Source organism: Paenibacillus sp. FJAT-27812, assembly GCF_001273905.1.
Classification (GTDB): Bacteria; Bacillota; Bacilli; order Paenibacillales; family Paenibacillaceae; genus Pristimantibacillus.
The window spans coordinates 2,456,671-2,478,019 of sequence record NZ_LIGH01000001.1; the positions used below are offsets into that span (position 1 = coordinate 2,456,671).

General features: G+C 47.2%; 24 protein-coding genes. 18 read left to right on the forward strand and 6 right to left on the reverse strand.

The window, feature by feature from the left end; all coding sequences use genetic code 11:
• The first annotated feature begins 33 nt into the window (after positions 1-33).
• Complete coding sequence (locus tag ADU23_RS10565) at positions 34-1,368, forward strand: sodium-dependent transporter (RefSeq protein ID WP_053373713.1); 1,335 nt, start codon at positions 34-36, stop codon at positions 1,366-1,368.
• Positions 1,369-1,382: 14 nt separating this feature from the next.
• On the opposite strand, the gene ADU23_RS10570 is transcribed toward ADU23_RS10565, so the two are convergent.
• The 4 genes from ADU23_RS10570 to ADU23_RS10585 all read right to left on the reverse strand — a co-directional run bounded on the left by ADU23_RS10570 (position 1,383) and on the right by ADU23_RS10585 (position 5,479).
• Positions 1,383-2,036, reverse strand: coding sequence for a response regulator transcription factor (locus ADU23_RS10570; RefSeq protein ID WP_053373714.1), 654 nt, complete (start codon positions 2,034-2,036; stop codon positions 1,383-1,385).
• The gene (locus tag ADU23_RS10575; RefSeq protein WP_053373715.1) at positions 2,020-4,176 is read right to left on the reverse strand and encodes an ATP-binding protein; all 2,157 of its coding nucleotides are present in this window, start codon (positions 4,174-4,176) and stop codon (positions 2,020-2,022) included. The genes ADU23_RS10570 and ADU23_RS10575 overlap by 17 nt, the downstream gene beginning before the upstream one ends.
• 66 nt (positions 4,177-4,242) lie before the next feature.
• Positions 4,243-4,431 (reverse strand): hypothetical protein, encoded by a 189-nt coding sequence (locus ADU23_RS10580; protein ID WP_053373716.1) that lies wholly within the window; start codon positions 4,429-4,431, stop codon positions 4,243-4,245.
• Between the two features lie 97 nt (positions 4,432-4,528).
• Positions 4,529-5,479 (reverse strand): polyprenyl synthetase family protein, encoded by a 951-nt coding sequence (locus ADU23_RS10585; protein WP_053373717.1) that lies wholly within the window; start codon positions 5,477-5,479, stop codon positions 4,529-4,531.
• A 195-nt stretch (positions 5,480-5,674) separates the two neighbouring features.
• Here ADU23_RS10585 and ADU23_RS10590 point away from each other — a divergent pair, with 195 nt between their 5' ends.
• From ADU23_RS10590 to ADU23_RS10640, 11 genes are all read left to right on the forward strand, one after another.
• On the forward strand, positions 5,675-6,472 hold the full coding sequence (locus ADU23_RS10590) for a hypothetical protein (protein WP_053373718.1): 798 nt from the start codon (positions 5,675-5,677) through the stop codon (positions 6,470-6,472).
• A 187-nt stretch (positions 6,473-6,659) separates the two neighbouring features.
• Positions 6,660-8,333, forward strand: a complete 1,674-nt coding sequence (locus ADU23_RS10595) for a glutamine--tRNA ligase/YqeY domain fusion protein (protein ID WP_053373719.1) — start codon at positions 6,660-6,662, stop codon at positions 8,331-8,333.
• Positions 8,334-8,412: 79 nt separating this feature from the next.
• Positions 8,413-9,006 (forward strand): molybdenum cofactor guanylyltransferase, encoded by a 594-nt coding sequence (mobA, locus tag ADU23_RS10600; protein ID WP_053373720.1) that lies wholly within the window; start codon positions 8,413-8,415, stop codon positions 9,004-9,006.
• 198 nt (positions 9,007-9,204) lie between these two features.
• Positions 9,205-9,711: a GNAT family N-acetyltransferase gene (locus ADU23_RS10605; RefSeq protein WP_053373721.1), complete on the forward strand. Its 507-nt coding sequence runs from the start codon at positions 9,205-9,207 to the stop codon at positions 9,709-9,711.
• On the forward strand, positions 9,708-10,421 hold the full coding sequence (locus ADU23_RS10610; protein ID WP_053373722.1) for a metallophosphoesterase: 714 nt from the start codon (positions 9,708-9,710) through the stop codon (positions 10,419-10,421). The genes ADU23_RS10605 and ADU23_RS10610 overlap by 4 nt, the downstream gene beginning before the upstream one ends.
• Before the next feature lie 31 nt (positions 10,422-10,452).
• A complete protein-coding gene (locus ADU23_RS10615) occupies positions 10,453-10,905 on the forward strand; it encodes a VanZ family protein (protein WP_053373723.1) in 453 nt (150 codons plus the stop codon).
• A 70-nt stretch (positions 10,906-10,975) separates the two neighbouring features.
• Positions 10,976-12,037: a histidinol-phosphate transaminase gene (gene hisC, locus ADU23_RS10620; protein ID WP_053373724.1), complete on the forward strand. Its 1,062-nt coding sequence runs from the start codon at positions 10,976-10,978 to the stop codon at positions 12,035-12,037.
• The gene (locus tag ADU23_RS10625; RefSeq protein ID WP_053373725.1) at positions 12,037-12,474 is read left to right on the forward strand and encodes a hypothetical protein; all 438 of its coding nucleotides are present in this window, start codon (positions 12,037-12,039) and stop codon (positions 12,472-12,474) included. The genes hisC and ADU23_RS10625 overlap by 1 nt, the downstream gene beginning before the upstream one ends.
• A 165-nt stretch (positions 12,475-12,639) precedes the next feature.
• Complete coding sequence (locus ADU23_RS10630; RefSeq protein ID WP_053373726.1) at positions 12,640-13,242, forward strand: TetR/AcrR family transcriptional regulator; 603 nt, start codon at positions 12,640-12,642, stop codon at positions 13,240-13,242.
• Between the two features lie 6 nt (positions 13,243-13,248).
• Positions 13,249-13,677, forward strand: a complete 429-nt coding sequence (locus tag ADU23_RS10635; RefSeq protein WP_053373727.1) for a DMT family transporter — start codon at positions 13,249-13,251, stop codon at positions 13,675-13,677.
• Position 13,678: 1 nt separating this feature from the next.
• Complete coding sequence (locus ADU23_RS10640; protein ID WP_053373728.1) at positions 13,679-14,002, forward strand: DMT family transporter; 324 nt, start codon at positions 13,679-13,681, stop codon at positions 14,000-14,002.
• 83 nt (positions 14,003-14,085) lie between these two features.
• Here ADU23_RS10640 and ADU23_RS34045 read toward each other — a convergent pair whose 3' ends face one another.
• Positions 14,086-17,148 (reverse strand): FAD-dependent oxidoreductase, encoded by a 3,063-nt coding sequence (locus tag ADU23_RS34045; RefSeq protein WP_331459232.1) that lies wholly within the window; start codon positions 17,146-17,148, stop codon positions 14,086-14,088.
• Positions 17,149-17,429: 281 nt separating this feature from the next.
• On the opposite strand from ADU23_RS34045, the gene ADU23_RS10650 reads away from it, so the two are divergent.
• Positions 17,430-18,107, forward strand: coding sequence for a serine/threonine protein kinase (locus ADU23_RS10650; RefSeq protein ID WP_053377569.1), 678 nt, complete (start codon positions 17,430-17,432; stop codon positions 18,105-18,107).
• Positions 18,108-18,179: 72 nt separating this feature from the next.
• Here ADU23_RS10650 and ADU23_RS10655 read toward each other — a convergent pair whose 3' ends face one another.
• Positions 18,180-18,389: a hypothetical protein gene (locus tag ADU23_RS10655; protein WP_053373729.1), complete on the reverse strand. Its 210-nt coding sequence runs from the start codon at positions 18,387-18,389 to the stop codon at positions 18,180-18,182.
• Between the two features lie 293 nt (positions 18,390-18,682).
• Between ADU23_RS10655 and ADU23_RS10660 the strand changes: the two genes are divergently transcribed.
• From ADU23_RS10660 to ADU23_RS10680, 5 genes are all read left to right on the forward strand, one after another.
• Positions 18,683-19,102: an RrF2 family transcriptional regulator gene (locus tag ADU23_RS10660; protein WP_053373730.1), complete on the forward strand. Its 420-nt coding sequence runs from the start codon at positions 18,683-18,685 to the stop codon at positions 19,100-19,102.
• Positions 19,103-19,175: 73 nt separating this feature from the next.
• Positions 19,176-19,487 (forward strand): thioredoxin, encoded by a 312-nt coding sequence (gene trxA, locus ADU23_RS10665; RefSeq protein WP_053373731.1) that lies wholly within the window; start codon positions 19,176-19,178, stop codon positions 19,485-19,487.
• A gap of 270 nt (positions 19,488-19,757) precedes the next feature.
• Positions 19,758-20,540, forward strand: a complete 783-nt coding sequence (locus ADU23_RS10670; RefSeq protein WP_231637351.1) for a glycosyltransferase family 2 protein — start codon at positions 19,758-19,760, stop codon at positions 20,538-20,540.
• Positions 20,541-20,634: 94 nt separating this feature from the next.
• On the forward strand, positions 20,635-20,979 hold the full coding sequence (locus ADU23_RS10675; RefSeq protein WP_053373732.1) for a DUF2304 domain-containing protein: 345 nt from the start codon (positions 20,635-20,637) through the stop codon (positions 20,977-20,979).
• On the forward strand, positions 20,979-21,323 hold the full coding sequence (locus ADU23_RS10680; RefSeq protein ID WP_053373733.1) for an EamA family transporter: 345 nt from the start codon (positions 20,979-20,981) through the stop codon (positions 21,321-21,323). The genes ADU23_RS10675 and ADU23_RS10680 overlap by 1 nt, the downstream gene beginning before the upstream one ends.
• Positions 21,324-21,349: the final 26 nt, after the last annotated feature.

Sequence of the window (21,349 nt, forward strand, 5' to 3'; positions counted from 1 at the left end):
CTGGTAAGCATAGAAGCGGGAGGAATTAGGGTAATGAAGGATCAATATCGCACAGACGAGAGGTTTTCGTCCTCGGGATTTATTTTAGCGGCAATCGGAAGCGCAGTCGGTCTAGGAAATATGTGGAAGTTCCCTTATATAACAGGACAATACGGGGGCGCGGCCTTTTTTATGTTATTCGTCATTTGCTTGTTGCTTGTTGGCCTGCCGGTGCTGCTTGCCGAGCTTTCGGTAGGAAGGGGCGGCAGAGGAAATGCGGCGACCTCGCTCATTCGCCTTAGCGGGCAAAAGCTGTGGGGCGGCTTAGGGTTTATTACGATAGTAGGCGCGTTTGTCATCTTGTCCTTTTATGCGGTAGTTGCAGGCTGGACGCTGCACTATGCGATGCTTTCTTTCACGGGAAAGCTGTTCGTGCATAAGGATTACGCGCTGCTTTTTCATGATTTCAATGCCAGCTGGATGCCTGTCCTTTGGCAATTTATCGTGATGGTGCTAACGGGTTTCGTCATCATTCGGGGCGTGTCGGCAGGCATCGAGCGGTTCAATAAGATTCTCATTCCGGGGCTCGTCATTTTGCTTCTTGTGCTTTGCGTTCGCGCGCTTTCGTTAGAGGGAGCAGGGGAGGGCGTATCCTTTTTCCTAAAGCCCGACTTTAGCAAGCTCTCGGCAGAGTCGGCGCTCGTTGCGCTGGGACATGCTTTCTTTTCGCTTTCGCTAGGCATGGGGGCGATTATGACTTACGGTGCCTATGTGGACAAGCGGCAATCGCTGGGACTCGCTACGCTGGCTATCGGAATCGGGGATTTAGCATACGCTTTTCTGGCGGGGCTGATTATTTTCCCAACAACCTTTGTATATGGGCTTGAGGCATCGCAAGGGCCAGGCCTCGTGTTTGTGGCGCTGCCGGCTGCATTCTCCGCGATGCCGTTAGGCGCGGTTTTTGGAGGCTTGTTCTTTGTGCTGCTAGCTTTTGCGGCGCTGACATCCATGGTGTCGCTGCTTGAAGTGCCGGTTGCCTTCGTTCGCGAGGCATTCGACTGGAGCCGTACCTTTTCTGCCGCGATGCTGACGCTGCTTTGCTTCTTGGTCGGGCTGCCGTCCGCTTTATCATTAGGAGATAAAGCGCCGTGGCTAACGTTTGGCGGCAAGCCTTTTTTTGATTGGGTTGACTTCGTCTGCTCGAATATAATCCTTCCGCTCGGCGGATTAGTCGTAACCTTGTTCGTCGGATATGCTTGGAAGGGGGCGGCGGAGGAAGCGGGCTTGTCTTCATGGTGGCTGCGCGTGTGGATGTTCATGCTGCGCTACGTGGCTCCGGTATTAGTGCTGCTCGTCTTTCTTTACTCATCAGGCATTATTGCGTTTTAAAGCAGAAGCTGATTTTAATTGTCGACGCGCTGAAAGCGGTCGTCCTGCGTAATTTTGGCAAGCGCCTCGACCTTGGATTTAACGCCCAGCTTGCCGTAAATTTTTTTCAAATAGTTTTCGACGGAGCTCTCGCTAACGTGAATGATGCCGGCTATTTTGCTGTTCGTATATTTGTCGGCCACCATCGATAAAATTTTCTCTTCGGTCGTGGTCAGATCCGCTTCCCAGTAGTGCTTGACATGATCCGGGCGCTGCAGCTGAACCTGTCTAAAAATAGGCAGCGGCATGATCGTATACCCGCGAATAACGGTATGGATCATGTCCAGAATGTCCTGGGGCGAAGCGCTCTTATTCAAAATCCCGCTTACGCCGCACTCGATAAGGCGATTGAAATAGGGAATATAGTCATATCCGGTATGGATGATGATATGTATCGCAGGATGCTGCTCCTTGATCGCAGCGGCAATATGAACGCCGGTATCATCCGGAAGGTTCAAATCAAGAACAACAACGGAAGGGAGCTGCTCTCGAACCATCTCGATGCCCTCCGAGCCGCTTGCTGCGATGCCAAGCACCTTTATGCTTTGATCTTGCTCCAATAGGAACTTGATGCCAAGCGCCATTGCCGGATGATCATCGATAATGAGTATTTTAATTTCTTGATTCATAAGTGTCTTTCCCTTCTGCAGGCAGCGTGAGGATAAGCTTTAACCCTTTATTGATGGACGTAAAATACTGCATTTTACCTTCCAGGCTGTTGATGCGATGATTGATGCCATGCCAGCCGATGCCCCCGCTATGCTCTTTTTCGTTTAATCCGATGCCATCATCATCATATTCGAGTACAAAGGTTTGATTGGCGTAGTAGAGGTGGAAATCGACCTCATTCGCTTTGGAATGCTTCTTCGCATTAGAGAGCAGCTCCTGCATGATCCGAAATAAATGATGATGGACATCGGTATCAAGCTGTTCCCACTCCGTCTTTTGTTCAATGCGCAATTGCAGCTTAAAGGGGACATTCATCCTCTCCGTCTCGATGAGATTGGATACCGTTACGGCGAAGCCAACCTCTTTCAGCAGATGAGGATACAATTGAAATCCCGTTTCCCTCACGTTCAAATTAATAATATCCAAATACTCCGCCAGCTCTTTTAATTCCGTTTGCAGGGCGGCTGGCTCGAGCCTCCCGTTTTGAATGGCTGTGACCCGCTGCTTGGCAAAATAAATATCCTGCATCACCGTGTCATGCAGATCCGTCGCAACCCGGCGGCGTTCCTTTTCCTGCATCTGATAGAGCGATTTTCTAAACCATAAGTAATAATCAGCAGGCATGTCCGCTGCGGCGGCTGGCTCGGAAATGAGCTCGCTCACTTTCATGGAGAGCTTCTCGGATAAGTATACATTCTCGATCAAAATAGAAAGCTGGCTTTTTAATATAGCGATCCATTGCTGCTGTTCATCGCTGAAAGGCAGATCAGGCGATATTTTTTTCATAATAATATGGCTGGTGAAATCCAGTTCTGAATTTATGGCATATACGATGTGCTTTGAGGGGGGCGAGTCATCCGTAAGGACAGCATGCTCCAGCTCTGTTTTATTGAGCGGTCCATGGGTCACCAGCCTGATGCGGGAGTTGTCATGGAATCGCAGCGCTGCCGCTTCAAGCCCAAGTGCCGTGCAAATCTGAGGCAGCAGGCTAAACTTCGCATCCTCTAGCTTCTTGATCTGCCCATGCTCTGTCAGAATACGATAAAACGCGCCAAGCCGTCTATTTTTTATCGGAAAGAGAAAGCTGACCGTTCCATTGTTCTTATAGAGCGTCTCCTTAACGGTGTAATAAATAAAGGTCAGCGGAAATAGCGTGATGAACCATACGGCATAAGCGTAGCTGACTACCGGTTTTCCCAGTAAGTCAGGAACGACCGACAAAAGCAAAAAAGGCAAGAATGACAGAAGAAAAGCGATGAAAATGATTTTGATCACCTTGGCTGAGAAGGAGTATTCATGGCGCTTCTCTATGTAAATCACGATTAAGAGAATGATCGTAAGCAGCGATCCTAATGCAAAGCATAACAAGCTGATAAAGCGGTCAATCAAGAAATAGCGATGGAGGGGCATGTCCAGAAAATAGACGATCCGTATCGCTGCCAGGAAAGTAAGCAAAGCGAAAGCGTATTTGAGCCAGCGTTGATGAAAGAGCTTATAGCCCTTTTCCTTAAGAAAGAAATAGATGAACTTTGCAAACAGGAGCGGAATAAATGACATCGCATTAAGCGTAATGAATTTGGCAAGCGCGTCTGAGCGTGAAGAGGCTTCGGCGCACATGAAGGCAAGTCCCATTAATATGAACACAGCGAGTAAATAATAAATGGATCGCGAATGCTTCACGTTAAAATAAAGAAAGACGGAAATGGCAAATAGAACAAGCTCGCCTATTATTCCCAGCACGTACCTGGATGAGAGCTCGTTCGTGTTATTTTTGATATCAAAGGTATATCGCTGGCCGTTTCGCATGATTTCAATCGAATGGGCTTGTTCAATATCTCGGAATTTTAGCACGGTGAAATGTTCGCCCGTAGGCCCACCATTGATGCGCAGCACGGTATCGTTGACGATAAGCCCCATTTTCTCGGCTGCGCCGTCTTCATAGATTTCCGAGATTGACCAATTAATGTTGTCGGTAGAGCTCACGCCAATGCCGAGGTAAGGGTAATGAAACGTAACATAGCTGACCCATGAATGAATCAGCAGCAGGCCGGCTCCTACAAAAATAAAGATAAACCGCTTGAAATGCGGTAATTTATGCATGGCAGTAATCCTTTCAGAATACATAATAAAAAGCCTGACTCATTGGTCAGGCTCTGTATTATGGAATTAAGCCCAATAATCGGATGAGGCAGTTCCATTGCTAAGTGCTGCTGCCGGAGTTGCATAGGATAGTTTGAGAACCTGCTTCTGTTCCATGGAAATCGTAGCTTCGGCTAGTATTATTGAAAGCTTGTCTTTTGAGTTTTTGTTAGCTGCATACTGAAGAGCGGTTTCTTTAAGCTGCGGTGACCACATGGTTAAATTCCCCCTAAAAAATGGTATCTTTACAAATTAAATTATAGCAAAAAAGATAGAGAGGATTTCCCTAATGTTTTTAGGGCAAGCCGCAATTTTATTTACGGAAATGGCCGATGGTGATCGCCCTGAAATGATGCTCCCAAGGCTGGCTAACGGGTATCGTAGTCAAAAGATGATCCGCTTGCAGCAGATACAGCTTTTGAACAGCCGACGTATACTCCGAAACGCCGGATGTATGGATAAATTCAACAAGCTGCTGCTCGTGAGCAGGCAACTCCTCCATTCCTATTATACCGTCGTAATATTTTCTGAGAAAGGGAAAGTTTCCTTCGCTGTGATCGAGCAAATACAAAGTAGCAAGCGTCCTTTTGCGCTGAACGATATCATTCCGTTCTTGAAGGATGGATAAGTTTTTGACATCATTGCGCAGCTGGGCGGCAATCCCGATGAACTGTGCAAAATCTGCGAGCTTTATTGCTATAGAAGCATCTGGCTGATCAACGAGTTGATAGCCTAGCTTAATAGCAGCGCCAAGGAGCGAAGCGGACTTCTCGGAAATAAGCTGAAGATACTCTTCTTCCTTTGTGACGGTGTTTTGAATATCCTTGTGCTGGCCATTATGAGCCGTTGTAAGCAGTTGAAGAATATCCGAGCCAAGCGGTTTGTTCAGATAGCCTGCAATTGCGGCAGCCATTATGCCTGAAGCGCAGTTCATGGCAACAGATGGCTCGTCATGCATCCATGGCGGGATGAAGTTGTCCTGATCCTGCAGATCATCGAATATATCCAAACTTAGAATAAGCAGTTCCGTTTGGGCAGCCGCATGATAAATAGCCGGAGAGCTGCCGCCGAGCATGTAGTGGGTATACAGCGTCAACTCGGACCATAACGTTGTTTCTGATTTTTTATATTGAATATAGCTTCTAATGATCCGATTATAGCTCTCTTCATAAAAGTGTTTGTCTATGATTTTAAATAATTCAATAGAAACATAGTCGAGCATGGAGCGTTGTTCATATGAGCCGGCAGGAGCGCTTTCTTGCATGGATTTGATTCTTCCTTCCTACTTATAGATGGATAATTTGCTTTTTGGTAAGGATAGCTATATAAATCCGGATTATGCAAGTAGTTACTGCCTTAAATTTTCTTGGGGAAAGACTACATTTATGTGGGGGGACAATCCTTGCTCCATTTACTATACTAAGGGGTGATATTAATTTGTTAGAATAGGAGCATAAGGATGCTATGTGTAGAGCTGAGACGCTTGTCCAAAAACAAGCTCTTTTACGTTGCTGTCTCCTTCGGAGTAATCATTGGCCTGATAGGGCTATTCCCTTATTATTCGGATACATCCTACTATAAAATATATCAGTTAGACACCTCGATTTCAGCTTTTGAAGCGTGGCTGTATTGTCTGGGCCTCGGTTCGGGGGCTATGCTCCAGCTCCTTTTGCCACTCCTTATAGGTCTGCCCTATTGTGATAGTTTTCTGCATGATAAAAAAACAGGCTATTCAAAAGCCGTCTTGGCCAGAGTTTCTTTTGCCAAGTATATGAGATCAAAAATAGTCGTTAACTTCCTCGCAGGCGGATTGACTGCCATTGCTATATTGTTCATTTTGTTTTTAATCGTTGCTGCCTTGTTTCCGCTGCACTTGCCCAATACCGATATGAATTTTGTGCCACAAGGACCCGGAGCAGCTTATTATCAGGAGCATCCCTTTCCCTACATTTTATTTATTATAGGGACGAACGCAGTGTTTGGCGGATTGTACGGCATTCTCGGGTTTTCGTTTTCGGCGCTGCTCAAAAACCGCTATGCGGTGATGGCTTCTCCGTTTTTGTTCTATATGGGGCTGCTGGTCATATCTGAGGTTTTTCATATTAAGATCATTGATCCCGTTCATTTAATAGCCGCTTACAGCGTGCAATTGCCAGGTATGGGGACGTTTGTTTGGGGGTACGGCGCAGTTGTTCTCATAAGCTGTATATTAATTATGAAATTGATCAGAGAGACAAACAAAGAACTGATACAATGAATCGTCAAAATTAAAGAAGTTAATAGAGAAACATAAGCGTAAACAACAATTGCAGCCCGCCTCGATCGAGGCCGGGTTGTTTCGTTTGCTGCTGAAATGACGCCCGCAAGCAGGGAGTATTATAATTTCGCGGAAATTTGTGTATTATAAGAGGATAAATATTTTCCGTGGGAAAGGTTGGTCGCAGATGGAGAATGCAGTAGAGAACAAGTCATCATCCTCGAATTTTATAAAAAACATCGTAGTCGAAGATTTGAAGAGCGGCCTTGTGCAGGAAATTGTGACTCGTTTCCCGCCGGAGCCGAACGGCTATTTGCATATTGGACATGCCAAGTCGATTTGTTTGAACTTTGAGCTCGCCGATGAGTTTAAAGGCAGAACCAATCTGCGTTTTGACGATACGAATCCGCTCAAAGAAGATACCGAGTATGTGGAATCCATTCAAGAGGATGTCCGCTGGCTTGGCTTTGAATGGGATGATCTTCGTTTTGCGTCGGATTATTTTGAAGAGCTTTATAACCGCGCTGTCTTGCTAATTAAGAAGGGCAAAGCTTACGTGTGCGATCTTACGGCTGAGCAAATGCGCGAATATCGCGGCACGTTGACCGAGCCTGGCAAAGAAAGCCCTAATCGGAACCGTTCTGTCGAGGAGAACCTCGACTTGTTTACGCGCATGCGCGCGGGCGAGTTCAAGGACGGCGAGCGGGTGCTTCGCGCTAAGATCGACATGGCTTCGCCGAACATCACGCTGCGTGATCCGGTGCTGTACCGTATTGCGCATACGCATCATCACCGTACGGGCGACGCTTGGTGCATTTATCCGATGTATGATTATGCCCACCCGCTAAGCGATGCGATTGAAGGCATTACGCACTCCATCTGTACGCTGGAGTTTGAGGATCACCGTCCTTTATATGACTGGACGATCGCGGAATGCGAGATGGAAGCTACTCCTCGCCAATATGAATTTGCCCGCCTGAACGTGACGAATACCGTTATGAGCAAGCGCAAGCTTAAGCAATTGGTAGACGAGGCGGTTGTGGATGGCTGGGATGATCCCCGCATGCCGACCATTAGCGGCTTGCGCCGCAAAGGCTACACGCCGGAAGCCATGCGTGCATTTTGCCGCGAAATCGGCGTGTCGAAGAGCAACAGCCTTGTGGACGAGCGCAACCTTGAGCATTTTATAAGAGAAGATTTGAAGCTGAAAGCTCTTCGCACGATGGCGGTATTACGCCCTCTGAAAGTGGTTATTACGAACTATCCAGAAGGCCAAACCGAGCTGCTGGAAGCGGAGAACAATGCGGAGAACGAAGCGATGGGAACGCGTCAAATTCCGTTTTCCCGCGAGATTTACATTGAACAGGATGATTTTATGGAAAATCCTCCGAGCAAATATTTCCGTCTCTTCCCCGGCAATGAAGTACGCCTCAAGCATGCGTATTTTATTACATGCCAAGATGTGATCAAGGACGCGGACGGCAACGTTATCGAGCTGCACTGCACGTATGATCCGAAGACGAAGAGCGGATCCGGCTTTAATGAGCGTAAAGTGAAAGGCACGATTCACTGGGTAGAAGCGTCTCAAGCCGTAACTGCCGATTTCCGTTTGTTCGAGCCGCTTATTACGAGTGAGGCGGAAGAGGAAGGCAAGCCATTCCTTGAATGCATCAATCCGAATTCGCTTGAGGTGCTGCAGGGCTTCGTTGAGCCGAACATGAAGGATGCGGTTGGCGGCGACAAGTTCCAGTTTTTCCGCCATGGCTACTTTAATGTAGATCCGAAGGATACGACGGCAGAGAAGCTGGCATTCAACCGTATCGTTTCGCTGAAGAGCTCGTTCGATCCATCCAAAGCCTAAACGCAAACGAAGCGCAGAAGCCTGCCGAGATTTTTACACTCGGCAGGCTTTCTTTCTATCTGGCAGAGGGGGCGAGGTTGTGGGGAAACATCGCATTAACGGTTTAATTTTGGCTGGCGGGCTTAGTACGAGAATGGGAACGGACAAAGCGCTGCTGCCCATCGAGGGCAAGCCGCTGCTGTACCGGCTGGTCGAGCAGTTAAGCGCTCTGACGCAGCATGTGATTATATCGGTTGGATCATCGGAGCGGGAGGCGCTCTACCGCGAATCCCTCGAGGAACGGGGAGGAACAGTGAGCTTCGCCTTGGATCATGCTCAAGGATGCGGTCCTTTGTCCGGTCTGCATGCAGGCTTATCTGCTGCCGCTGAAGGTTACGTATTCGTTATGGCTTGCGATATGCCGGAGCTGTCCGAGGAGCTGCTCGCGCAGCTCATGGCTCATATCGATAGCGGAGCGGACGTTATTCACGCCGATGGACAGCCGTTTCATGCGCTGTATCATACAAGAACGGCCACGCAAATAGCGGCTGCGCTTGATGCGCAGGATTACCGCGTCATGCGGCTGCTTAGCAGGCTGCATACTCTTGTGGTTAGTCCCTCGGGGAATGGCCGCGAAATAGTCGCAACGAACCTCAATACGCCTGATGATTACAACAAATATATAGGCAAGTAAGGGATGCAAAGCAAGGTTTTGGTTCATGCGGCCTGCTGAGCGATTTGCTTGGCGGGCTTTTATTTTTGGATGCTCAAACAATCGGCGTTGTGATATAATTTGTCAAAGTTGGGAGAGGCGTTAGGCCTTCATAAATCGTTAATAAATAAGCAGCAGGAAGCACGCAAGCGACACATAGGAAGGTACGAGGTGGCGAGTATGTCTTGGCAGCTACAATATGAAATTATCGACGCTCAGCTAAGCGATTTGGAGCGTATTGTCGACATTTATAATTCAACGATTGCAAGCCGAATGGTTACGGCAGATCTGGAACCGGCAACAGCTCTGAGCAAAAGAAAATGGTTCGATGAGCACTCTGCCGATTTCCGGCCATTATGGGTACTGCGAATCGAAGGGGAAATTGCGGCGTGGTTCAGCTTTCAATCGTTCTATGGCAGACCTGCCTACAATACAACGGCGGAGATCAGCATTTATATCGCGGAGGAATACCGTTCCCGCGGCCTTGGCTCGGTGTTGATTCAGAAGGCAATCGAAGAATGCCCGCGTTTGGGGCTTAACACGCTGCTTGGCTTCGTGTTCGGACATAATGAGCCAAGCTTGGCGCTGCTTCGCAAGTTCGGGTTTGAGGTTTGGGGGCATTTGCCTAAGGTGGCGGTGCTTGACGGCGTAGAGAGAGATCTTGTGATCTCGGGGAGACGCGTATGAAGCGAACGTTAGTCATTAGTGACATTCACGGCTGTTATACGCCATTTAATGATCTGCTTGCGCTTATGAACTATTGCCCGGGCGAGGATCAGCTTTTGCTGCTCGGCGACTTTGTTGACCGTGGTCCAAGAAGCAAGGATGTGGTGGAGCAGGTCATTGGCCTGGTGCAAAAGGATGGCGCGATTGCCATTCAAGGCAATCACGACGAGAGGCTTGTTGACGTCATGCTGGAGCGGAATGAACAAGCGCTGCTGAAGTTTTCCGGACACGGCGGAAGACAGACGGCCGAGAGCTATGCCGGCATTAAGCAAGGCCCGATCGAGCATGTAATCGAATGCGCGAAGGCGGCGGTTCACGAGCATTATCCGCATCATATGACGTTTCTTGACAATCTTCCGTATTACCATGAGGACGAACATTTTATTTATGTGCATGCCGGCCTTAATCCTAATTATTTGAACTGGAAAGATCAGCCGCAAAGAGATTTTCTCTATATTAAGCAGCCATTCCTTACCAGGCCGACCAATGTGAACAAAACGGTTGTTTTCGGCCACACCAAAACGATCGACATTCACGGCAAGCCGGATATTTGGTTCGGCCCCGGCAAAATCGGCGTTGACGGCGGATGCGCAAACGGGCATCAGCTCAACGGATTAGCGATAACAGGAGCAGACGAGTTTAAAACGTATTCTGTACCTTGGAGATTATAGGGCAGCTGTTCATATAAAGAGGTGAAATGGAATGCGGATGTACGCTAATGCTCATTACAAAAGCTTGCTGCTGAATGTTTTGCTTACGGCGCTTGCCTTAGTTTACGCACTTATTATGGGCTGGCTGTTATTTTACCGCGGCCGCTATTTTGGCGAAGGCTACAGCTATAATCTAGTTCCACTCTTTACGATAAAAAAATATATCATTTACCATGATCATTTTAATTTTGATACCTGGTTCAAAAACTTATTCGGAAATATCGTATTATTTATACCGATCGGGCTTTTTTTGCCGTTATTTAATAAGAAATACAGACATGTGCTCGCGCTTGCCGCAGCCTCTATCCTATTGATTACAATTGTCGAGCTGACGCAAATGCTAACGCGGGTGGGCAGCTTCGACATCGATGATATTATATTGAATACCTTCGGGGCGATGATCGGCTTGCTGATAACACGGTCCGCCCTTCGTCAGCCACTGTGACTGGCATATCTATTAATGTTAAAATAAAAGCAATGAAATAGAATCAAGGCAACGAAAGGAAGAATGACGAATGAGTAAATTTTGGAGTCCGCTAACCGCGTCGCTCGTGCCTTATGTGCCAGGCGAGCAGCCGAAGGATAAAACGTATATTAAGCTGAATACGAATGAAAATCCATATCCGCCATCCCCGAAGGTAACCCAGGCTATCAAGGATGCGGCGAATGCGGATTTGCGTTTGTATCCCGATCCTACTTGCGAGGAACTTGTGCAAGCGGCTGCAAGCTTTTACGGCCTGCCCGCTGAGCAAGTATTTGTCGGCAACGGCTCGGATGAAATTTTAGCATTTGCGTTTGCAGCGTTTTTTGACCCGGCGAAGAAAGTGCTGTTCCCGGATATCACGTACAGCTTCTATAAGGTGTATGCGAAGCTTTACGGTTTGCAAACGGAGCTTATTCCGCTGGACGAGCAGTTTCATGTGCAGGTGGAAGCCTACCATGCGGATAACGGCGGCATCATTATCCCGAATCCGAATGCGCCGACAGCGGAGCTGATTCCGCTCGAGAGTATTCGCAAGCTGCTTGCGAGCCATCCGAATCAGGCGGTCATCATTGACGAGGCTTATATCGACTTTGGCGGGCAATCGGCGGTCGAGCTGGTTAAGGATTATCCGAATCTGCTCGTCGTGCAGACGCTCTCGAAGTCACGTTCTTTGGCAGGACTTCGCGTTGGCTTTGCCTTCGGCAGCGAAGAGCTGATCGAGGGGCTTAATCGGATCAAAAATTCATTTAACTCTTATACAATTGACCGGCTCGCCTTAGCAGGCGCCGTTGCTTCTCTCGAGGACGATGCTTATTTCCGTGAAACGACTGCGAAGGTGATCGCTACGCGCGAGCGGGTAACGAAGCAGCTGCTTGAGGCGGGCTTCAAAGTAACGGATTCGAAGGCGAATTTCGTCTTTATTTCGCATCCAAGCATGGCGGCAGAGAGCATTTTCCAGCAGCTGCGGGATAAGGGCGTGCTTGTACGCTACTTCAATCAGCCCCGGATTCATGAATATTTGCGGGTTAGCATTGGCACGGATGACGAGATGGATGCTTTCATTGCGGCGCTTCAAGAAATTGTAGGCGTATAATGGAAGCGGCAGCAAAGGAGCCGATGTTGTTTAAGCGTTCGATGAAGTCGGTGCTGTTGCTAAGCGCCATTTATGCCGTAGTAAGCAATGTTTATCTCTATTCTGCCTACTTTAACAGCAGCGTTATAGAGTGGAGCTACCTTATTTGTACGGTGATGGTAATCGCATTCGTGCTGCCGATAGTGAAGCTCTTTCGCAATCAGCATTGGTACTTTCCGGCCTTCATCTTCTTGTTTTGGATACCGTTCAGCGTCCTGCTTGCATTTGTGCTTAGCCAAGTGCTTCCGGTAACAGATGATTATGTCGATTTTGGGCTGCTGCTCGTTTACTGCCTTATATTGAATGTCGCTGTTATGGTGCTTAGCATCGCATTAGGCATTATCATAAATACGGGTTGGATGTTATGGCATCGAATGAAGCAGAACAAAAAGCAATAATTCTAATTCATAAGCTGTGCATGTTTCTCCTCTTAAAAAAGGAGCATGCACAGCTTTTTTTGTCCGATGATTTATACCTTGACTTTTGGCCTGATCCGTCTTACAATTCTGTTAAACTAACGTTCGTTAGGCAAGGGAACGGACGAGGCAGCAGGAGGGATAAAGATGAGTAAGGAGCCTTCTACGGCGGAGAGAATCAAGCTGGCGGCGTTAACGATGTTCACGGAATCTGGTTATGAAGGAGCATCCTTATCAGAAATTGCCAATGCGGTCGGCATCAAGACGCCGTCCATTTATGCGCATTATAAATCAAAGGAGCAGCTGTTTCTGCAGCTCATTCAAGAAGTGATCGCGGAGGAGCGCAAACAATATTTAGAGCTGCTTCAAGCGATTGAGCAGGACCCAATCAAACAACAGGTCTATCGATTATTTGATTTTTTCACCAATCTTAAGCATATGTCGACTGGGCAGGCATTTTTGAAGCGGACGATTCTTGTACCGCCACGGCATTTGCGTGATCAGCTTAGGCAGGATTTCATGCGGCATGAAAATGGGTTAACCGAAGGACTTGTAGAGGTGCTGCATAAAGGTGCTTCTGAGGGATTATTCAACCGTGACGAGGAGCGGCTGATTGCCTCCTTTTACGTGTGTGTCGATGGCATTCTGGTCGAAAACCAATTATATGAGGAAGAGCTGTTCGAAAAAAGGAAGCAAATGGTGTGGCAATCATTATGGCAGCTTTGGACGATGACAGCGAGAGAGGATTGAAAAATCATGCAGTGGATTTATTTATTATTAGCAGGCTTTCTGGAGGTTGGCTGGACATTTGGCCTCAAATATTCGGAGGGCTTTACACAGCTTGTTCCAAGTATCGTGACCATCGTGCTGCTTGCCGTAAGCTTTATGCTATTTGCCCGTGCGATGAGAACGATTGAAATAGGCGTTGCTTACGCTATGTTTACAGGTATTGGGACTGTCGGAACGGTTATAGCAGGCATTTTTATATTAAATGAACCGGCTGATTTCTGGCGTTTGTTCTTTATTGCAATATTGGTCGGCGGGATCGTTGGGCTTAAGCTTGTGTCGAAGGATAAACCGGCGCCAACAGATGAACAAGCAGAGGCATCCTCATCCATTCAGGAGCGCTCAACGGAATCAGCGATAAGAACAAACAACAAAGATCGTGAAAAGGTGGGTACGTAACATGGCTTGGGTCTTTTTAATTATATCCGGCTTAGGCGAGGTCGGCGGCGTAACGTTCATGAAACTGTCTGACGGTTTTAAGAAATGGAAAGGTACCGTTGGAGCAATCGGAGCAGGCTTTATCAGCTTTTTCTTCTTATCCAAAGCGCTCCAAACCATTCCGATAAGCACGGCATACGGGATATGGACGGGAATCGGCTCGATCGGCAGCGTTTTGCTCGGCATGTTTATTTTTGGCGAATCGCGTGATTGGCGTAAGGTGTTATTTTTATCGATGATTATTTGTGGCGTTATTGGACTAAAGGTTGTCAGCGGAGGGCATTAGTTGAAATTTTTGGAAGAGTCTGCTTCTGCGAGGTCATTGACCTTGCAGAAGCAGACTCTTTTCTTTGGGAGCAGGAAGGGCTCTCACTCGTACACGATATTTGCGTAGTATTCCATTAAATCTCGTATGAGCATAAATGCCTCGCCGTTAGTTACCTTGGCTGGATTGGCGATCGCGTCTATGGTTTCGGGTTGAATCCAGCCCCGGCTAATGATTTCGCTGCTTCTCAGCTCAGCAGCGTTCTCGTTGTCGATTGTATGAGCAATCGTCTTGAAGGCTTGCTCGAGTGTCAGCGGCATAGCGGATGGATTGCTCATGCCATCAATAGCGGCAACTGATTTTCCTGTAAAAAAAGCGGGATGCCTGTTTTTTACATTGTTCATATTATTGACGAAGCGTTGGGCATTTGACGGAGCATCCAGCTCAAAGCTTTTGTTATCAACGGATCCGCTTGTCAAAAGCATGCTTACAGCTGCGATTAATCCTTTGTATGCTTTGTGGCTCTTGTAGGCAGGCGCTTCAAAATCATTCATGCTAAGGTCCATGCCCTGTGCAGTCAGCCTTTCCCGGAGGGTGCTTATCAGATCGCGTGACTGTGAAAGCTCGCGAAAGCTTATCTTGTTCTCGGCTGCAAGCTTTGCTGCCGCACCGGCGGCTTCTGCGGTCGCCATGCCAAGCGGAATAGCTCTGGCGCTGCCGTGCGGCAGCGAATCGAAGCTGGCAGACCGGCCCACGATGAGCATTCCGTCAACCTCCTTCGGAACCAAGCTGCGGAACGGTACGCCATATTGAATAGGGGCCATGATGATGATGCCGTTATCCTTATAATTGGTGCTTTGAATATCCAACTTGTAAGAGCCGTACGCAATGGCATCCCAATGATCGCGATTATCGAGCAAATCGGCTGCGGTCAAACGATACTCCCCTTCAAAATGGCGGGTTTCCCTAACATATAGTTCATCCGCGGTGCCGGCAAATTCAAGATTTTTAAATTCACGGAACTCCTTCTTTAAATACGCAGCGATGCGAGGAGCCTCTTGCTTGCCGATTTCAAGCGCCTCTGCCACAGACTCGGGGTCAAGCGGGTCGACTTTAAAAATGTGCATCGCATTAATAAGGATGGTGTTATCATTTTGCCGCCCGATATTAAGTCCGCGAATGCGAACGCGCTCCGGATTGCTCGATACATACTCCTTAGCCTCAGGAAAGCCCCAGGCGCTCATTTTATCTATCCCCGTATTTTTATGTTTAGCGAACGAATCCCAAAGTTGTTGCGTGACGCCGCTTAGCTTGAACACAAGCGTCACAGCCATTTGCGCATTCGGGTCGCCCAGATCTTCACGGCCTATCGTATACGGCGCCCCCGCTGCTGCAGCAATGTCTCCGTCCTGCGTCGCGTCGATCACCGAATTAGCTTGAATCTCGCGTTCATTGCCATCCTCGAGCACGACATGCAGTCCGGTTACTGCTTTGTTTCCGTTTGTCTGCGTATGGATGATCGGAGCCATTTTTCGAGTTTTCATCAACAGGTCAATGTTTGGTTCATTTGCAACCATTTCATAAAAAGCATTAGCCGCCGTATGGGTATCAAAGGACGTTCCTTCTATTTTGTCGTACCATTCTTGGAAAATGCCTTTATTTAAAAAAATGTGCTTGCCGAGTGAAGTTTTATTTTTAGGCGAGTAGTTGAGATCCAGCGTATTTAAGCCTCCCACTGTCATAAGGCCGCCTAATATTTCACGGTTCTTTCCGTCAACCAATAACGTTTTCAGTCCATTGCGGGCAGCGGAAACGGCTGCGACAACGCCCTCTGGCTCTGTTCCGACGACGATGACATCATAATTCCCGCTAAGATTGGTTTCCGATTGAACGGATAATAGCTGCTGGCGCCGGGAAGGGTTGCTCGTATCGTCTGACTTCTTCTGCCAAATCCCGAAGACAGCTGCGAAGACAAGCAGCAAGGCGGCAGAACCGAGAGCAATCATTTTGCCTGTTAGAATTCGCTTGTTTTCCTTTCTCTCCGGCAGCCTGCCGAATACAAACGAAGCGTAAGGGTTGAGCCTGCTTGCCAATTCCACTGTCAGCCACGATGCTCCCAGCATGAATATCCAGCTTCCTAAGTAGCGGAAGTGGCTTAGCCAGCTAATTCCGAAGCTCGGTATGTACCGATCGTAGACAAATAAGTAAAAAAGATGAATCAGATAAATACCGAAGGATAATTGTCCTAGGCGATAAAATGTTTTGGAAACTATACCGGGCAGGAAGCGGTAAATAATGAAAGAAGCCTGAACTAGGGCAAGAGCGGATAGCACGGTATGGAAGCTCCATAAAAATTCATACAGCAGCGAATTATAGCGCGTTCCAAGCAAACGGGCATTGTAATTGATCAAGACATGGGACAATGCAAACGCAAGCCAAGCAATCCAGATGATTGCCCAGGCCGATAGCCGGTAAAGGGTAACATTTTGTTTGCTAATCATGAGCCATGCTTTGATTTTAGGGAAATAAATACCCATCGCAGCTCCAAGAAAGAAGAAAGAAAAATAAGAGAAGGACCAATTCCCTTTGTTTGGCACCTGAAAATAATATTTGTTGAACAAGACAAAGGCCCATTGAAGGGCGAAGCCCATCGGAATAAACCAAGGCACGAGAGCGGCTTTTTTCTTCGCCAGCCAAAGAATCGCCGGAAATAACAAATAAAATTGAATGCTAATAAAAATAAAATAAAGATGGGAGAACGCTTTTCCGAGCAAAAGCTTTTTGGAGAAGCTGGCTAGCGCGCCGAGCGAGAAGATCGGCTCATGCTGGATTAGCTGCACCAAGACGAAATACAGGGCAGAAAATATGAAATAAGGAATGATGATGTAAAGCAGTCTTTTCTTATAGAAGCTCGTCATAAGCTTGGTATCCAGCGGACGAGTATAATAGCTGTAAAATAATAAAAAGCTGCTTAGCAATATAAACGTCGGTGTACCAAACTTCATGAAAACGTTAATGAAATTGTAAAGGGAGTAGTAGCCTGATTTCAGCATGGAAATTGTCGCGGATGCGCTGGCATGAACAGACAGCACGCCGAGCATTGCGAGCGCCCTTGCGATCTGAAGCTCGGGAATCTGTTCGTTTCTGTTTTGCAGGTTCGGTGTCATAGTTTTAAGGCCCGCCCTTTCGTGTTTGGATTGGAATCTTCACGAAAGTATCACGGCGCCTGGGGCGGTTCAATAATTCTGCAGCAACCTTAATGCAATGATAAGCAAGGTGAAATTTATCGTTAGAAATCGTTAAGGAGTAAGGCGATTTGTTAAGGAAATAGTAAGAATAGGCAGGGCGGAAATGAAAAGCTAAACGGGTGTGCTTTATTTTTGAACCAGCTCGTTTTACAATATGGAGGAATAAGATGAAACTAAAGGGAAAAGCGGGATGATACATGATGGATGACCGGCAGTTGGAGATGCTGATCTCGTTAACCGAACGGTCGCTGCTATCTGAAGTTGAGCTTAGCAGCATAGACCCCAAAAATCCGATTCGCGTGGCTGTACTGCCGCTCGGATGGAAGCTGCTTGGAGCAGGGAACTACGCTGGCGTATTTACGCATGGCGATTATCCGGATATAGCGGTCAAGGTATATGCGCCTAACCGCGAGGGTTGGGAAAGCGAATGCGAGGTTTACCGATTAATCGGCAAGCATCCTGCTTATTCGATGTGTTACCACGCAGGGGAGCATAACGGGCATTATTATTTGATTTTAAAGCGATTGAAGGGGAAGACGCTTTATCAATGCATTATCGATGGGGTAGCTATTCCAAACAAGGTCATTGAAGATATCGATCAGGCGCTCGACTATGCTCGCTCCCGCGGCTTATACCCGCATGACGTCCATGGCAAAAATGTGATGGTGAAGGATGGGCGGGGCATCGTCCTCGACATTTCGGATTTTTTGAAGGAAGAGCCATGCACGATGTGGGATGATCTCAAAAAAGCGTACAACAAGATCTATATGCCTTTCCTGTCCAAAAAGCCAAGGCCCGTACCCGAATGGGTGCTCAATGGCGTTCGCAAAGGCTACCGCTGGATGCGAAGCTCTACAGTAACGGGACGCTCGTCCTAATGATTAGACCGAAGCAGCGGCTGCTCTGTTTGAGCAGCCGCTGCTAGGCAAAGCATTCCCTAAACCCTCGCATTAATGCTCTTCGTCAAAGGCGTCAAGCAGCACCTTGGCGAGATCGGCGTCCTTTTTAAGCACATGAATCCGTCTCAAGGAATTGCCTTCAATGGTAATTTTGGATTTCAATCCATTTGCTTTGAAATGGGCCTGCAATCGGTCAATTAATTCCGATCTAGAACCTCCTTCTGTACGAACGGGTATCCAACGATTCCAAAATAATGCCATTATGCGTCACCTCCTTAAAGTTTTACATAGTAAAACCGGTATAGGAAGCATGTGCTCTCCGGCTTGGCTTGCATGTTCAAACCGAATAAGGATGCACATATCATATTTATTCAGCCACAGCATTCAAACATGACAGCGAAACGAAAAATACTTTCACGATCTATCCAATATCTGATGGAGCATAACTGTTTGAGCCATGCCGTATGCTATGGAAGTGAGTTGGCGACCTGTCTATTGACAAACTTAACTGTAACTGATAAAATTACAGTACAAAGCAGGGAGGCCCTTAAACAGTGAACAGCGAATTTACGATTGCCGTACACAGTCTCGTTTACTTGGCTTATTTACCGGAGAAAATGGCTAGCAGCGATATGATTGCCGAGAATGTCGGCACGCACTCTGCTCGCGTTCGTAAGGTAATGAGTGGTTTGCGCCGCAGTGGATATGTGGATACGCGTGAAGGATCGGGAGGCGGCTATCGGCTGACGATTGATCCGAGCGTGGTAACATTAGCCGATATTTATCGCGTGATGGCACAAGGCTCGCTTATTCCGAGCTGGTGCTCGGGCAATCCAGAGATGGATTGTGTCGTTGGATCGAATATGACTCAAGTGATGTTCGGTATTTTTTGCACAGCGGAGAAGCAGCTCGAAAGCCATTTTAGCGCGATAACGATTCAAGATGTATTGAAACAAATTCACGCATGCGGTTAGCAAATGATGATTCATTAAGCGGTGAGACGGGTATTCCCTTTATCATACACATTGTTTGGAGAGGATGATTGAAATGGCAGTAGCATTGACTAAAGAAAACTTTAACGAGAGCATTCAAAACGGCGTTTCCCTTGTAGACTTCTGGGCCCCTTGGTGCGGACCTTGCAAAATGCAGCTTCCAATCGTTGAGGAGCTTTCAACAGAGCTTGAAGGCCAAGCCGTAATCGCTAAAATCAACGTTGATGAGCAGCCTGAACTGGCTTCCCAATTCGGCGTTATGAGCATTCCGACATTGATTTTGTTCAAAGACGGTCAACCCGTTGACAAAATGGTCGGCGTACAAAGCAAAGACGCTTTGAAAGCAAAAATCTCCGGTCAAATGTAAGCAACTTTTTTAAATGAATAATCGTCTAAGTATCGTCTGGTATCAGTCAATGGCTGGTTACCGGGCGATATTTTTTTCGTAAAAGCCTTCCATCTATTAATCATGAAATACTATATTATCCATCAAATGGGCAGATATTCCTCGCAGATTGACCATATTTTACACATTTTCACAATCGTTTCTGTTGCTTTCTAATAGAGTTATCTAGTAGAATTGATATAATTGTGCGCATGAGCGTGCCCAAACTATGGTTTATGGAGTGGTGATTGAGTGAACGCAGACATGAAGAAAAAGGACAGCGCGGTTACCGGGGAGTCCCTGCGGCAAGGGTTGACGTCTTCAAAAATACTGATCATAATACCGGCTTATAACGAAGAGCACAGCATAAGCCATGTGATTCATGATGTGAAGACTCATTGCCCGTCTGCTCATATATTGGTCATTAACGATGGCTCAAAGGACCGTACTCGCGAGGTAGCTGAAGCGAATGGTGCAGCTGTTGTTACACTTCCGACGAATCTAGGTATCGGCGGCGCTATGCAGACCGGATATCGTTACGCATATCGTTATGGCTATGATGTTGCCGTTCAGGTGGATGGCGACGGACAGCATAAAGCGGAGCAGCTTCACCTTATTTTGGATCCTGTACTGAGCGGAAAAGCAGATCTGGCGATTGGCTCGCGTTTTATTGAACAGACGGGCTTCTTGTCTTCAGCAACGCGGAGAGTCGGAATTAAAATTTTATCTACTATTGTCAGCGCCATGACGCATAAACGCGTTCTTGACGTAACATCCGGCTTTCGTGCTGCCAATAAGCGTGCGATCGCTGTATTTCAAAGTGATTACGCAACGGATTACCCAGAGGTGGACTCGATTGTGCTTATTCACCGGAGCGGCCTGCGTACAAGCGAGGTAGCCGTAGTGATGGAGGCGCGCACAGGCGGAACTTCCTCCATCAATGCAATGCGCTCTGTCTATTATATGGTTAAGGTAACATTGTCCTTATTTATCCGCAGCTTAAAAGCGACAAAGCCCGTTGATGTTCAATCGTAGAAATAAGTTCATGCACACGAAGTGGGTTTTGTTAAGCAACTATGTCTATGCTTACGAAGTGAGTTTGCTTCGCAAACTTTGAGGAGGATACACCATGCAAGCCTTGTGGATTATCACAAGTATCGTTTTTTTGCTCGTTCTCATTATGTTGATTAATCGGAGGTTGCTGCGCGAGCAATACTCCATGCTTTGGCTGCTATTTGGCGTAGTGATGCTGATCTTGTCCGTACGCGTCCAAATTATTGATACGCTCGCACATGCGATTGGAATCAATTACGCGCCCGCACTCTTATTTCTCGTTGGAATTTTGTTCTGTGTTGCTTTGATTCTTCATCTAACTGTCATCGTCTCCAAATTATCGGAAAAGGTTATTCGTCTTACGCAAGAGCTTGGTATTTTGCATCACGAATTACATGAACGCAAAAGGTCGGATTCCTAATGGCATATATTGTATTGTTTTTTAATATTATACTGCTCGTTTCAGGTCAGCTTCTGTGGAAAACAGGCATGAATAAGCTGGATACCGCTAAGGGAGATTCATGGGTAACGCTGCTGTGGTCGCCGCATATTTGGTCAGGTCTTGTATTGTACGGGATTGCGACGGTTCTGTGGCTTTACGTACTTAAGAAACTGCCGCTTAGCTTGGCCTATCCGCTTCAAAGCTTGGCCTATGTAATCGCTTTGGTAGCAGCTGTATTTATCTTTCATGAATCGGTGCCGCTGCAGCGCTGGATCGGTGCTGCCATTATTTTGACCGGTGTCATAGTACTCGCTTGGAAATAGGTGCTTTTAGAATTGAGGGGGATTAA